A 14,366-nucleotide genomic window follows, 5' to 3' on the forward strand; every position below is an offset into this window, starting at 1 on the left:
GTCATAAAGATCAAGAGAGCAGCAGGGCGACAGCCAGCCCCTAATCGTATTAACGAAGAAATCACTGGCGTACCAGAAGTTCGTCTATCGGATATCGAAGGCGAATCTGTTGGAATCGTAAGTATTTCACAGGCTCAAGAATTAGCTGATGAAGCAGGTGTAGACCTGGTTGAAATTAGTCCTAACGCTGAGCCTCCGGTCTGTCGCATTATGGACTACGGTAAGTTCCTTTTTGATAAAGCGAAAGCTCAAAAAGAACAAAAGAAGAAGCAGAAACAGGTCCAGCTGAAGGAAATTAAATTCCGTCCTGGCACTGATGAAAACGACTATCAGGTAAAACTACGCAACCTGATTCGTTTTCTAGAAGATGGGGACAAAGCGAAAATTACGCTGCGTTTCCGTGGTCGCGAAATGGCACACCAAAGCTTAGGTATGGATCTTTTGAACCGTATCAAAGCAGATTTGGAAACATATGCTGTTGTTGAATCTTTCCCGAAAATGGAAGGTCGACAAGCAGTTATGGTCCTAGCACCTAAAAAGAAATAGTAGGGCAACCAATTAAAAAGTAGCAAAATCCTTTTTGAGGGTTTTGCTCGCCTTACGTTTTATTAATGTCCCAATGCGGAGTTTTAGCAATGCCTAAAATGAAAACAGATAAGGGTGTCCAAAAACGCTTCAGAAAAACCGCTAATGGTTTCAAGCGCAAACAGGCACACTTACGTCATATTTTGACAAAGAAGAGCACTAAGCGTAAACGTCACTTACGTGCTAAATGTTTAGTAGCTAAGTCTGATGTGCCAGCAATTGCACGTCAACTACCATACGCTTAATTAAAGGAGATATGAACAATGCCTAGAGTTAAGCGTGGTGTAACCGCTCGTGCTCGTCACAAGAAAGTACTTAAATTAGCCAAAGGTTATTACGGAGCTCGCTCTCGTACTTTCCGTGTTGCTGTTCAAGCAGTAACTAAAGCTGGTCAATATGCTTACCGTGACCGTCGTCAAAAGAAACGTCAATTCCGTCAACTTTGGATTGCACGTATCAATGCGGCATCTCGTCAAAATGGTCTTTCTTATAGCCGTTTCATTAACGGTCTTAAAAAAGCTTCGATCGAAATCGATCGTAAAATTTTGGCTGACATCGCTGTATTCGACAAAGTTGTTTTCACAATTTTAGTTGAAAAAGCAAAAGAAGCTTTAGCTAAGTAATTAGTTATTATTCTTTAAAAAAGGAACCTTAGGGTTCCTTTTTTTATATCTAAAATTTAGAATCTTGCCATTGTGTTTGACTTATTGGAAGTAGGTGTTATGAAAACCCAGTTAGCAACAGACAGATTATCAATTGCTATTATGACGCTTGATGATGCCGATTTACTTTACGCTCTAGACCAAAATCCCGATGTGATGAAATATATAAACGGCGGAAAACCTACCTCAAAATCTGATATAGAACATATTTCTATACCACGTTTGGCAAGTTATTTAACGCCATCCAAAGGGTGGGGCTTTTGGAAGGTGTTTGAAAAGCGAGAACTAGATACTGTTGATCGTCGTGATAACTTTGTTGGTTGGATATTGATTAGGCCCATGGGCTTTTTCAGTGAGACCCCTGAATTTAATAATCTTGAAATTGGTTGGCGATTCAAACAATCAGCTTGGGGGAAAGGTTATGCGACAGAAAGCGCCAAAGCAGTGATTAAATTATTGGTAGAGGAACAACCAATTATTGAACGTTTTACAGCAATAGCGGATAAGGATAATTTAGGTTCAATTAAAATTATGAAGAAAATAGGAATGGAATTTATCTGTCAGCAGTTTCATTCAGATGTTAATGGCAAAACTGAAGTTGTAATATACAGTTTGAAAGTTAACCATTAAAAAAATGAGTAATGTGCAGTAATAGTGTTAAACAAAAACTGGTCAACTGTATAAACAACAGCCTTCACCTGTGTTATTCACATCGATAAAATACAAACAATAAAAAAGCCATCACAATAATGGATGGCTTGTCGCTACTAGCTCACTATGTGTAAACTAGTAGATTACAAAGTGACGATTCTACTTTTGTGCGTCTAAGTAACGCTCGGCATCTAACGCAGCCATACAACCTGATCCTGCTGAAGTAATAGCTTGACGATAATGTTGATCCATTACGTCACCACAAGCATAAATGCCTTCAACACTTGTCTGAGTTGCGTTACCTTGAAGGCCACTGTTGACGGTAATGTAACCGTAGTTCATATCAAGTTGACCGTCAAAAATACCGGTGTTTGGGCTATGACCAATCGCAATGAAAACGCCAGCAACCTCTAAATCTGAAATTGACTCATCTTTAGTGCTTTTCATTTTAAGACCGGTAACACCCATGTTGTCACCGACGACTTCATCAAGAGTTTGATCTAAGTGTAGGATGATATTGCCATTAGCAACTTTATCCATCAGACGGTTGATCAGGATCTTTTCTGATCGGAAAGAATCACGACGGTGGATTAAATGCACCTCAGAAGCAATATTACTTAAATAAAGCGCTTCTTCAACAGCAGTGTTACCACCACCAACTACAGCCACTTTTTGGTTACGATAAAAGAAACCATCACAGGTAGCACAGGCTGATACACCACGGCCCATAAATGCTTCTTCAGATGGAAGGCCTAAATATTTGGCAGATGCACCAGTTGCAATGATTAATGCGTCACAAGTAAACTCACCATTGTCTCCTTTTAATCGGTAAGGGCGCTGGCTAAAATCAACTTCATTAATATGATCAAAGATAATTTCAGTATCAAACTTTTCAGCATGTTCTTGCATTCTTGCCATTAATGCTGGACCGGTTAAGCCATTAGCATCGCCTGGCCAGTTTTCAACTTCAGTAGTCGTAGTCAGTTGACCACCTTGTTGCATCCCAGTGATCATGACAGGCTTCAAATTTGCACGTGCTGCGTAAACTGCAGCAGTATAACCAGCAGGGCCAGAACCTAAAATTAACAGGTTAATATGACGAGCTTGACTCATTTTTTTATTTCTCCATTACATGCTTTAAGCAATTTGCATGGATTGTAGGGAATTTACAGGGTGGGGTAAAGTAGCGATTGCTCCAAGATATAGATTGAGGCAATCGATACCGTACACAAAAGACACCAAGGACTTATCGCATTAGACTTTTACATGCTAATAACTAATATGACAACTTGGTAAGCCATTCTTTTCTAGATAGTTTTGGTGGTATTCTTCCGCCGGATGAAAGGTTTGAACCGGTACAATTTCAGTTACAATTTGTCGTAATCCCCATTTACCACTTTGAATTAGCAACAATTTAGATTGCTCTGCTAATAATTTTTGTTCTTGGCTGTGGAAAAAAATAGTGCTTCGATATTGGCTGCCAATATCACCACCTTGCATATTTAGAGTGGTTGGATTGTGGTTTTGCCAAAAAACGATCAACAACTCTTTATAGCTAACGATATGTTCGTCAAACTCAACCTGTACCACTTCTGCATGGCCCGTTACGCCCGCTTTCACTTGCTCGTAGGTCTGAAATTTGTCATTTCCCCCCATATAACCGCATTGTGCTGCAACTACACCATTTATTTGTTTAAAAAAATATTCAACGCCCCAAAAACAGCCTGCACCAAAAGTTGCTATAGTCATATGATACCCGTAAAGAAGTCTAGATGGCTAAAAGTATATTTATTCTAATAAATAATGCAAGCAAAGATTTACACTCTGTTAAATGTTACTTAACGTTAGCTTCCCCTAAATGTGATAGAATCCGACTACCGTTTGAAACCATTCAATATTTAAAGCCGCATCAAGGAGTCAGCGTGTTTCAACAATTAATGGATGACAAAGATTTTTTAGCATTTACGTTAACTAACATTAATAACAAGGTGCCAGAACAGCGCTTTGAATTGTCAAATAAAACAACAGTTACGATTTTAGATAACGGGATTATTTGTTTTAATCCAGCTCAAGGGTCGACTAAAGACATTGTTTTATCTTGTGCCATACATGGTAACGAAACAGCACCTATTGAAATCTGTAACGAACTCATAAATAATTTATTAAAAGAAACAATCGTTACAAAACAAAGAGTCCTGTTTATAATTGGCAATCCAGATTCCATACTCAGCCAAACACGCTTTGTAGAAGAGAATATGAATCGTTTGTTCAGTGGGGCACATTCTTCCGGTTTAGGTTTATCAAATAAAGAAAGAGTTAGAGCAAAAAAATTAGAGGAATATGTAGCTAATTTTTATCTTCAAAATAATAGCTCACAACGAATACATTACGACTTACACACCGCGATAAAGCCGTCTAAACATGAGAAATTTGCGATTTATCCTTACAGGCCTGGACGTAGCTTTAGTGCTGATCAAATTATGTTTTTAGCGGGTTGTGATGTTGACACCATTTTATTCCATCATGAACCTACCACTACTTTTAGCTATTATTCATCAGAACAATTCAAAGCCGATGCATTTACAGTCGAACTGGGTAAAGTGATGCCTTTTGGCGAGAATGATATGTTAAAATTTGCCAATACTAAAAAGATGCTTTTGCAGTTGATAACTCAACAACAAGTTGAACTAGCTCCTTTTGATAAAGACAAACTTCACTTATATAAAGTGTCTCGTTCCATTAACAAGCAGTTTGATGATTTCAAATTCACCTTTGATAAGACAACGGTAAATTTTTCTGGGTTCAAGCAAAATCATGTATTAGCAACGGAAGGTGACACTGAGATTAAGGTCATTTATCCATACGAAGCTATCGTTTTTCCTAATGAAAATGTACCTGTGGGCCAACGTACAGTATTATGTTTAGTGCCAGCACCTAATGAAGACATTCAATAAGTTGTAAAGCTAAATATACATTTTATATGACAGGATATTCACTAAGTGGAATGAACATTAGTTGATAGAAAGTTTACGTTAACGTAATGTTCGTTCGCATATAATAAATTACGCTTTATTTTTAAGGCTACAAATAACAAGAGCACAATATGAGCAACGCAACACTGACTAATGAAACAGTGCATCGTGTCAGCTTCTTAGACAAAGCTTCATTGCACATTCCTATTTTAAAAATTCTACAAGCTGATGGCACAACTTACGAAAATGCCGTCATGCCCGTTATTGATAAAGCCTTGGCTGAACGTATACATGATACTTGTGTTTTTACCCGAGTATTAGATGAACGTATGTTAAGTGCTCAAAGGCAAGGTCGTATTAGTTTTTATATGACTTGTACTGGCGAAGAAGCCTCTATCATTGGCAGTACTGCTGCACTTGATGACGGTGATGTCATATTGGCGCAATACCGAGAGCATGCATCACTTAGATATCGTGGTTTTACCACTGAACAATTTATGAATCAAATGTTCAGTAATGAAAAAGATTTAGGTAAAGGCAGACAGATGCCAATTCATTACGGTAGTAAAGAATTAAATTACCAGACAATTTCATCACCACTAGCGACTCAAATACCACAAGCTACCGGTGTTGCACATGCTTTTAAATTACAAGGCAAACGTAACGTTGCTATTTGTTATTTTGGCGAAGGTGCAGCATCAGAAGGTGACTTTCACGCAGGCCTAAATATGGCTGCAGTTTTAAAGTCACCAACGATCTTTTTCTGTCGTAACAATGGTTACGCGATTTCAACGCCAACTGAAGAGCAATTTGCAGGTAATGGCATTGCCAGTCGTGGTGTTGGTTATGGTATGCACACTATTCGTGTTGATGGTAACGATATGCTTGCGGTACTCGCAGCAACTCAACAAGCTCGAGCTCATGCGTTAGAACATAATGCGCCAGTACTCATCGAAGCGATGACGTACCGTTTAGGTGCACATTCATCTTCAGATGACCCATCGGGTTATCGTTCAAAAGAAGAAGAAGCTAAGTGGGAGCAACATGATCCTGTTAAGCGCTTTAAACTTTGGATGATCAATAAAGATTGGTTAAACGAAAAAGATGATGCTGCAGCTTATGAACAATACCGAGAAGAAGTACTTAATGCCGTTAAAGTGGCAGAAAAAGTGGCTTTACCGCATATCGACTTGTTAATCACAGATGTATTAGATAAACCAACACCTGCTTTAGAGAAACAATTAGCTGATTTAAAACAACATATTAAAAAATATCCTAAGTCGTATCCTAAAAGTGCAGGGAGAATTTAATCGTGGCTGAAATGAACATGTTACACGCCATTAATGATGCGTTATCAATTGCGATGACCGCGGATGAAAGAATGGTGGTATTTGGTGAAGATGTTGGACACTTTGGTGGTGTTTTTCGAGCGACATCTGGACTACAAGAAAAATTCGGCCGTGATCGTTGTTTCAATACACCGTTAACCGAGCAGGGTATTGCTGGCTTTGCTAATGGCTTAGCCTCAAATGGCATGACTGCTGTGGCAGAGATCCAATTCGCTGATTATATCTTCCCTGCATTTGACCAAATCGTTAATGAATCAGCAAAATTCAGATATCGCAGTGGTAATCAATTTGATGTTGGCGGACTGACTTTTAGAACCCCTTATGGTGGCGGTATTGCAGGCGGCCATTATCACTCGCAATCTCCAGAAGCGTACTTTACCCAAACGCCTGGTTTAAAAGTTGTCATTCCACGTAACCCAGAGCAAGCAAAAGGGCTGTTACTTGCTTCTATACGTGACCCTAATCCAATTATTTTCTTTGAGCCTAAGCGTCTTTATCGTGCTTCAGTTGGCGAAGTGCCCGCTGGCGATTATGAAATCGAGCTAGGTAAAGCAGAAGTGGTTAAATCAGGAACTGATATCACATTACTAGGTTGGGGCGCGCAAATGGAGATCCTTGAAAAAGCAGCGCTTATGGCTGAAAAAGAGGGTATTTCATCTGAAATTATCGATTTGCGCACTCTGGCACCATGGGACATAGAAACCGTTGCTGCTTCAGTTAAGAAAACGGGTCGGTTATTAATAAACCATGAAGCGCCGTTAACAGGTGGCTTTGCTGGTGAAATTGCAGCAACAATTCAGCAGGAATGTTTCTTAAGCCTTGAATCACCCATTAGCCGAGTATGTGGTTTAGATACACCATACCCGCTTATTCTTGAAAAAGAATACATGCCAGATGAGCTTAAAACATTCGAAGCCATTAAAGCATCAGTTAATTTCTAGGAGCAAGATATGATTAAAGATTTTATTTTGCCGGATATTGGTGAAGGTGTTGTTGAATGTGAGCTTGTCGATTGGATGGTTAAAGAAGGCGACTTAGTCGTTGAAGATCAACCCATCGCTGATGTCATGACCGATAAAGCTTTAGTGCAAATTCCTGCACCACATGGTGGCGTAATTACTAAGCTGTATTATGCCAAAGGCGATATTGCTAAAGTACATGCACCACTTTATGCCGTAGATATGGATGCAACTGCTGCCGAACCTTTTGTCATTTCGACAGCGGCGGAAGTAAAAAATGATTCAAGCCATACACCTAGCAATGCCTCGATTCAAAATACGCCACAAGCCCCTGTTACAGGTAAAGCGATTGAAGAGTTTTTATTGCCAGATATTGGTGAAGGTATTGTAGAGTGTGAACTGGTTGAGTGGTTAGTCGAAGAAGGCGATAGCGTGGTTGAAGATCAACCTATTGCTGATGTGATGACAGACAAAGCTTTGGTTCAAATTCCAGCAATAAAAAATGGCACTATTGTTAAACTTCATTATCGAAAAGGCCAGCTTGCAAAAGTACATGAACCTTTATTTGCCATCGAAGTTGAATCTACCTCAGTAGCAAATACCCTTGTAGATGATGCTCCAGCAACCCAAGTGGCTTTAGATGTTTCACCTGAGCCTGTTATACAAGGCAAAGCATTAGCCAGTCCTGCAGTGCGACGTTTAGCCCGCAGCTTAGATATCAATATTGCTGATGTGAAAGGAACAGGCAAAAGTGGCCGTGTCTATAAAGAAGATATTGAAAGCCACTTAACTGCAGCGACGCCTAAATCTACGACAGTTTCTACTCCTGTGGTCAATAACCAAGCCCCAGCAGTTACGCCAGCGACGACCGTGTCAAGCGCTACTGATAAAGTCGAACCTATCAAAGGTGTTAAAGCGGTTATGGCGAAAATGATGGTGGAGTCTGTTTCGACCATTCCGCATTTTACCTATTGTGAAGAGTTTGACTTAACAGATCTAGTTGCCTTGCGCGCCGAAATGAAGCAACGCTACTCTACTGATGATGTTAAGCTAACAATGATGCCATTTTTCATGAAAGCAATGTCGTTAGCCATCAATGAATTCCCTGTGCTGAATAGCCAGGTCAATTCCGAGTGTACTGAGCTGACGTATAAAGCTTCTCATAACATAGGTATGGCTGTTGATTCAAAAGTTGGTTTGTTAGTACCTAATGTAAAAGACGTGCAAAACAAATCTATTCTAGAAGTTGCTGCTGAAATTACTCGTTTAACCACTGCTGCTCGTAGTGGCCGCGTTTCACCTGCAGATCTTAAAGGTGGCACGATTTCTATTTCTAATATTGGTGCACTCGGCGGCACAGTGGCAACGCCAATCATCAATAAACCTGAAGTAGCCATTGTAGCGTTAGGTAAACTGCAAACTCTACCGCGCTTTAATGAAAACGGTGAAGTTGAAGCGCGTAAAATAATGCAAGTTAGTTGGTCTGGCGATCATCGCATAATTGATGGTGGCACCATTGCCCGTTTTTGTAATTTATGGAAGCTCTATCTGGAACAACCTCAAGAGATGTTATTAGCCATGCGCTAATTCCTTCACCTTCAAAATAGGTTACCCAGTTACACGAAAGGACGCGAAAGCGTCCTTTAATTTTATGGGCCGATTTTGTATAATACTCAAACGTTGTAACTTCTCGGAATCAAAATGATCACTTCGGCACCGAATATCGCTTCAATCGAATATCCTTTTCCCGCAAAACCCGCTGTATTAAATGAAGCCGAAAAGGCTGATTATAAACAAAAAATTAAACAGCTTTTAAAAGAACAAAATGCGGTTCTTGTTGCACATTACTATACTGATCCTGAAATTCAAGCCTTAGCAGAAGAGACAGGTGGATGCGTATCTGATTCTTTAGAAATGGCACGCTTTGGTCGTGATCATCCTGCTAAAACGTTAATTGTTGCTGGCGTTAAATTTATGGGCGAAACGGCTAAAATTCTTAGCCCTGAAAAAACCATTCTAATGCCTACTTTAGATGCCACCTGTTCACTTGATATTGGTTGTCCTATTGAGCAGTTTTCGGCATTTTGCGATGCTCATCCAGATCATACCGTTGTGGTCTACGCTAACACCTCTGCCGCTGTTAAAGCGCGTGCAGATTGGGTTGTTACATCAAGTATCGCCCTTGAAATCGTTGAACACTTAGATAGTGAAGGCAAGAAAATCATCTGGGGCCCAGATAGACATTTAGGCAGTTATATCGCTAAAGAAACTGGCGCCGATATGCTGATGTGGCAAGGTGATTGTATTGTTCATGACGAATTTAAAGCAAAAGCCTTACGTGAATTAAAAATACAATATCAAGATGCTGCTGTGCTAGTTCACCCAGAATCACCAGCAAATGTGGTAGCGTTAGCTGATGCTGTAGGTTCAACTAGTCAGTTAATTAAAGCTGCACAAACTATGGACAATCAGCAATTCATTGTAGCAACCGATCGCGGCATTTTTTATAAAATGCAACAAGCTGCACCGGGTAAGACACTTATTGAAGCGCCAACAGGCGGTAATGGCGCCACTTGTAAAAGCTGTGCCCATTGTCCTTGGATGGCTATGAATGGTCTTCAAGCGATTGAAGCATCGCTCAGTAGTGTCGATAAAACAACCCATGAAGTGTTTGTTGATGACGCTTTACGTGATGATGCGTTAGTGCCACTTAATAGAATGCTAAATTTTGCTCAAACCCTTAATATGAAAGTAAAAGGCAACGCCTAATTAAGTTTGTAAGATTTAGCTTAGTATTACTAAGCTAAATGACAGACAATAAAAAGCCCTGCAATTGCAGGGCTTTTTCATATTAGTCAAATGACTGCTATGAATTATTTAGCTGTCATTAATGCAACAGTATTATCTAACATGCGGTTACTGAAACCCCATTCGTTATCATACCAAGCCATTACTTTGACAAGTCGACCATTAACACGTGTTTGAGTCGCGTCAAAGTTAGAAGAAAATGCATTATGGTTGAAGTCGATAGAGACTAAAGGTTCAACATTAATAGCAAGCGCTTCATTCAATGGTGAAGTTTTTGCTGCATCTGCCACTATCTGGTTAATTTCTTCAACTGTGGTGTCACGAGACGCTTGGAAAGTGAGATCTACAAGAGATACGTTGACTGTCGGTACACGTACAGCTAAACCGTCAAACTTACCTTGAAGCTCAGGAACCACTAAACCTACAGCAGCAGCTGCCCCAGTTTGAGTTGGGATCATAGACATTGCTGCTGCACGAGCACGACGTAAATCAGTGTGGTAAACATCTGATAAGCGTTGATCATTGGTGTAAGCATGAATAGTAGTCATTAAACCTGATTCAATACCAACAGAGTCATTCAACGGTTTCGCAAAAGGCGCTAAACAGTTGGTTGTACATGAAGCATTTGAAATCACAGTCATGTCAGCAGTTAGTACGTCATTGTTTACGCCATAAACAACTGTAGCGTCAACATTTTTACCTGGTGCTGAAATAATAACTTTCTTCGCGCCCGCTGTTAAATGTGGCTGTACCGCTTCTTTAGAAGTGAAAATACCAGTACATTCATACACAACATCAACATTCAACTCTGCCCAAGGCAATTTAGAAGGGTCACGTTCTTGGAAAGTTAGGATTTTATCGCCATTAACGTAGATGGCTTCATCATCATGATCAACTTTAGCATTAAAACGACCATGAACTGAATCATACTTGGTAAGGTGAGCATTAATTGAAGCATCACCTAAATCGTTGAGTGCAACGATTTCAATTGGGTAATCCTTTTCGCTTTCATAAAGCGCACGTAAAACATTTCTACCGATACGGCCATAGCCGTTAATTGCTACACGGATAGTCATTGCATATCCCTCAAGTGATTATAAAATCTGTTTCGTAAATCATATGGTAGTAAAATTACCAAATTAACGATTTTCGTCAAGTAAAAAAGCCGAAAAATGGCAATTTAAGCGTCAAATGTCTGTATTTTATTTACAGAATTCAATATATCACACACTTTTTGTGTTTTTTTGTAAGTCGTCAACAAATAAGTGAAAAATATAATGTGTTCATTGTAGTTAATAACGCGCTAGTTTTTTAATCAATTCGCGTTTTAAATTGGCTGATATCGAATTGACCTAAGGAAAGTTGATTAACTAACATTTGCGCATCGAGGTCTAATTGGGCTGCCAAGGTTTTATTATTGCCAATTAAGGCTAAAAGCCTCTGCTCAGAAGCCACATAATCACTCATCAACAAATTGGCTTTGGTAAACAAGTATTCATTTTGTGAATTTTGTTCACGTCGATAAATGCTCGCTAAACCTAAAAGCCAGTCTGGATCCAAAGTTTCTGCGTTTGAGTTAGCTAAAAGTGATAAATACAGTGCTTTTGATTGGCTGGTATTTATTTTTAAATAATAACTGGCAATGTGGGACAACATGAAAACTTCATTAACTTCACCAGATTGTTCTGCGGCGATGACAGCATCTCGTGAATCACCATCATTAAAAGTGGTCCAGCGGTAGTAAGCCAAATAAAGATCTGGGTTATCTTGAGTAGATTCTCTTAATTGGGCTAAGTTTTGGGTACTAATAGCATAAGCACGTTCTCGATCTTCAGTACGGTGAGTATTAATAACATGTTTAACCCCGGCAGCAAGTTCGATGCATTTACTATAAGACTCAAGCTTGATGAGTTGCTCATAGAGTAACTTTCCTGAAGGGGTTTCTATCTGCTTTAATTGGTAACGACTGCGAATTAAGTCGCCTTTTTCTACTAAACACCAACTATCTTGGTGTAAATCGGCACAAAGTTCAGGATTTTTTTTACATATGGCGGCACTATTTCGACCAACATCACAACCGAAAAGGCCGAATAATGCAGCGAATAAAGAAAATGATGTAATTATTACTAAACTTTTATTCAAAACTGGCTCCGTATGGTGATTTTTTCTAATAAAATTACAGGTTTAGTAAAAATTTCTTACTGGTGAAATGCGTCAAATTTCATTACAATGACGGCGACTAATAAGGGATAACCCTACAATAATCTGATTATTGGTCTTTTCTTTCTGTTACTCAATTCTTTCTGCGACAAAGCCGAAATATGAGATAAAGGATCTTTTTAATGAGCGCTGATAAACACCTACAAAGTTGGCAAGAACGTTTCGAAATGGCTGAGGCTATGCAGCCTTTACTTGGGAAATTATACCGTAATCAAGGCGTTGAAGTCTTAATTTTTGGTAAACCACTTTTAAACGCATCAACAATAGAAATTATTAAAGCGCATCGCTTAGTTCGTCGTCACATTGGCGATAAGTTACGTTTACGCGAAAGTTTCCCATTTGTAGAAGCGTTAAGTAAGTTGTCAGTTAAGCATTGTAAAGTCGATATTGGCAAGCTTGCCATTAATTACTGGCGTGAACACTCTGATGCATCACAAATTCAATCTTATATGACTCACGCTTTAGAAGCGGGCATAAATTTTGGTGATGATGTTGCCACTAAAGATGTCGTGCTATACGGTTTTGGTCGAATAGGGCGGTTATTAGCACGCCTGATGATCGAAAAAACCGGCCAAAGCAACAAATTATGTCTTCGTGCTATTGTACTTCGTGGTGGCAAGAAAGGCGATTTGGAAAAACGCGCCAGCTTATTACGTCGTGATTCGGTGCATGGTTCTTTCAATGGCTCAGTTGAAGTTGATGAAGAGAACAACGCATTAATCGCCAATGGTACTTACATTCAAATAATCTATGCTAATTCACCTGATGAAGTTGATTATACCCAATACGGTATAAATGATGCATTGGTTGTTGATAATACCGGTATTTGGAAAGATGAAGCAGGCCTTGGTTTGCACCTTAAGAGTAAAGGTGCCAGTAAGGTTCTGTTAACGGCACCAGCTAAAGGCGCCATTAAAAATGTTGTTTATGGTGTCAATGAAAATGACATTTTACCAGAAGACATCATTGTTTCTGCTGCTAGTTGTACTACTAATGCTATTACACCGGTTCTAAAAGCGGTTAATGATAAGTACGGTATTGAAAATGGCCATGTAGAAACTATTCACTCTTATACGAACGATCAAAACTTGATTGATAACTATCACAGTGCTGATCGCCGTGGCCGTAGTGCGCCATTAAACATGGTTATTACTGAAACTGGTGCTGCTAAAGCCGTATCTAAAGCGTTACCTGTGCTAGAAGGTAAGCTTACAGGCAATGCGATACGTGTACCTACACCTAATGTGTCAATGGCTATCATTAGTGTTAATTTAAACGGTGAAACAAACCGTGACGAATTAAATGAATACCTCAAAGATGTGGCATTAACTTCAGAGCTGCGTAATCAAATTGATTTTACTGAATCTACTGAGATTGTTTCTAGTGATTTAGTGGGCTCGCGTTATGCAGGCGTTGTTGACTCTCAAGCAACAATTGCAGAAGGTAAACGTGCAATTTTGTATGTTTGGTATGACAATGAATTTGGTTATAGCTGTCAGGTAGTGGGCGTTATGCAAAAAATGCTGGGTATTACGACTTTGTCTTTACCGAGCGCATAAACAGAACCTAATTAATGCCTAAGCGCAATTCACCTATTAAAAGCACTTCTTTGAAGTGCTTTTTTATTAGCAAACCATTATCACATTGCAGTTTTTGAATATTCTCAGCTGAAATAGCCCAGTCTTTTCAAATTAAGATTTTTCATACTGAATAGCTTTTAACCAAGTTCAGTTAATATTTATTCGATGCGTTTATTTATGCGACAAACGCACTAAAAACAACGAAAAAACTATAAAACTTCATTGACAGAATTGCTTAAAACAGTAAAAATGCATCCCGAAGTCAACGACAACACCTTGTTATTGATTCGGTAAAGCGACATTAGCTCAGTTGGTAGAGCGATACCTTGCCAAGGTATAGGTCATCGGTTCGAACCCGATATGTCGCTCCAATTCATTAAATGAATTACGGCGCGATGGCAGAATGGCTATGCTGCGGATTGCAAATCCGTCGACCTCGGTTCGACTCCGGGTCGCGCCTCCACAATTTTGTTTAGTTGTTAAGTTAACAATTAAATGACACTTTTGCCCGAGTGGTGGAATCGGTAGACACAAGGGATTTAAAATCCCTCGCTTAATAGGCGTGCCAGTTCAAGTCTGG

14 protein-coding genes and 2 tRNA genes are annotated in these 14,366 nt (G+C 39.4%); 12 read left to right on the forward strand and 4 right to left on the reverse strand.

All coding sequences use genetic code 11. The features are described from left to right. The first annotated feature begins 3 nt into the window (after positions 1-3). From infC to Q4546_RS12070, 4 genes are all read left to right on the forward strand, one after another. A complete protein-coding gene (gene infC, locus Q4546_RS12055) occupies positions 4-546 on the forward strand; it encodes a translation initiation factor IF-3 (protein WP_076540890.1) in 543 nt (180 codons plus the stop codon). Positions 547-635: 89 nt separating this feature from the next. Next, entirely contained in the window at positions 636-830 is a 195-nt protein-coding gene (rpmI, locus tag Q4546_RS12060; protein WP_055023949.1) for a 50S ribosomal protein L35, read from the forward strand. Positions 831-848: 18 nt separating this feature from the next. Beyond that, positions 849-1,208 carry a 50S ribosomal protein L20 gene (rplT, locus tag Q4546_RS12065; protein ID WP_076540889.1) on the forward strand — a complete coding sequence of 120 codons (360 nt, stop codon included), beginning with the start codon at positions 849-851 and terminating at the stop codon, positions 1,206-1,208. Positions 1,209-1,307: 99 nt separating this feature from the next. After that, positions 1,308-1,877: a GNAT family N-acetyltransferase gene (locus tag Q4546_RS12070; protein ID WP_102435421.1), complete on the forward strand. Its 570-nt coding sequence runs from the start codon at positions 1,308-1,310 to the stop codon at positions 1,875-1,877. Between the two features lie 180 nt (positions 1,878-2,057). Here Q4546_RS12070 and trxB read toward each other — a convergent pair whose 3' ends face one another. Both trxB and msrA read right to left on the reverse strand, forming a co-directional pair. Next, complete coding sequence (trxB, locus tag Q4546_RS12075; protein ID WP_102435419.1) at positions 2,058-3,011, reverse strand: thioredoxin-disulfide reductase; 954 nt, start codon at positions 3,009-3,011, stop codon at positions 2,058-2,060. A 156-nt stretch (positions 3,012-3,167) separates the two neighbouring features. Then, positions 3,168-3,647 (reverse strand): peptide-methionine (S)-S-oxide reductase MsrA, encoded by a 480-nt coding sequence (msrA, locus tag Q4546_RS12080; protein WP_303446338.1) that lies wholly within the window; start codon positions 3,645-3,647, stop codon positions 3,168-3,170. 173 nt (positions 3,648-3,820) lie between these two features. Between msrA and astE the strand changes: the two genes are divergently transcribed. The 5 genes from astE (at position 3,821) to nadA (ending at position 9,947) form a co-directional block, all read left to right on the forward strand. Continuing rightward, positions 3,821-4,852 carry a succinylglutamate desuccinylase gene (gene astE / locus Q4546_RS12085; protein WP_102476866.1) on the forward strand — a complete coding sequence of 344 codons (1,032 nt, stop codon included), beginning with the start codon at positions 3,821-3,823 and terminating at the stop codon, positions 4,850-4,852. 149 nt (positions 4,853-5,001) lie between these two features. Then, complete coding sequence (locus Q4546_RS12090; protein WP_102435415.1) at positions 5,002-6,180, forward strand: thiamine pyrophosphate-dependent dehydrogenase E1 component subunit alpha; 1,179 nt, start codon at positions 5,002-5,004, stop codon at positions 6,178-6,180. Between the two features lie 2 nt (positions 6,181-6,182). Next, entirely contained in the window at positions 6,183-7,160 is a 978-nt protein-coding gene (locus Q4546_RS12095; protein WP_102435413.1) for an alpha-ketoacid dehydrogenase subunit beta, read from the forward strand. 9 nt (positions 7,161-7,169) lie between these two features. After that, the gene (locus Q4546_RS12100) at positions 7,170-8,765 is read left to right on the forward strand and encodes a dihydrolipoyllysine-residue acetyltransferase (RefSeq protein WP_303446339.1); all 1,596 of its coding nucleotides are present in this window, start codon (positions 7,170-7,172) and stop codon (positions 8,763-8,765) included. A 114-nt stretch (positions 8,766-8,879) separates the two neighbouring features. Then, complete coding sequence (gene nadA / locus Q4546_RS12105) at positions 8,880-9,947, forward strand: quinolinate synthase NadA (protein ID WP_303446340.1); 1,068 nt, start codon at positions 8,880-8,882, stop codon at positions 9,945-9,947. A 104-nt stretch (positions 9,948-10,051) separates the two neighbouring features. Here nadA and gap read toward each other — a convergent pair whose 3' ends face one another. Together gap and Q4546_RS12115 are read right to left on the reverse strand one after the other, a co-directional pair. Then, on the reverse strand, positions 10,052-11,062 hold the full coding sequence (gene gap / locus Q4546_RS12110) for a type I glyceraldehyde-3-phosphate dehydrogenase (RefSeq protein ID WP_102435407.1): 1,011 nt from the start codon (positions 11,060-11,062) through the stop codon (positions 10,052-10,054). Between the two features lie 235 nt (positions 11,063-11,297). Continuing rightward, positions 11,298-12,128, reverse strand: coding sequence for a DUF2989 domain-containing protein (locus Q4546_RS12115; protein ID WP_102519548.1), 831 nt, complete (start codon positions 12,126-12,128; stop codon positions 11,298-11,300). A 200-nt stretch (positions 12,129-12,328) separates the two neighbouring features. Here Q4546_RS12115 and Q4546_RS12120 point away from each other — a divergent pair, with 200 nt between their 5' ends. From Q4546_RS12120 to Q4546_RS12130, 3 genes are all read left to right on the forward strand, one after another. Next, on the forward strand, positions 12,329-13,765 hold the full coding sequence (locus Q4546_RS12120) for a glyceraldehyde-3-phosphate dehydrogenase (protein WP_303446341.1): 1,437 nt from the start codon (positions 12,329-12,331) through the stop codon (positions 13,763-13,765). A 316-nt stretch (positions 13,766-14,081) separates the two neighbouring features. Then, positions 14,082-14,157 (forward strand) — tRNA-Gly (locus Q4546_RS12125). An 18-nt stretch (positions 14,158-14,175) separates the two neighbouring features. Beyond that, a tRNA-Cys gene (locus Q4546_RS12130) sits at positions 14,176-14,249 on the forward strand. Positions 14,250-14,366 lie beyond the last annotated feature (117 nt).

This window comes from Shewanella sp. 4_MG-2023, from assembly GCF_030548015.1.
Classification (GTDB): Bacteria; Pseudomonadota; Gammaproteobacteria; order Enterobacterales; family Shewanellaceae; genus Shewanella.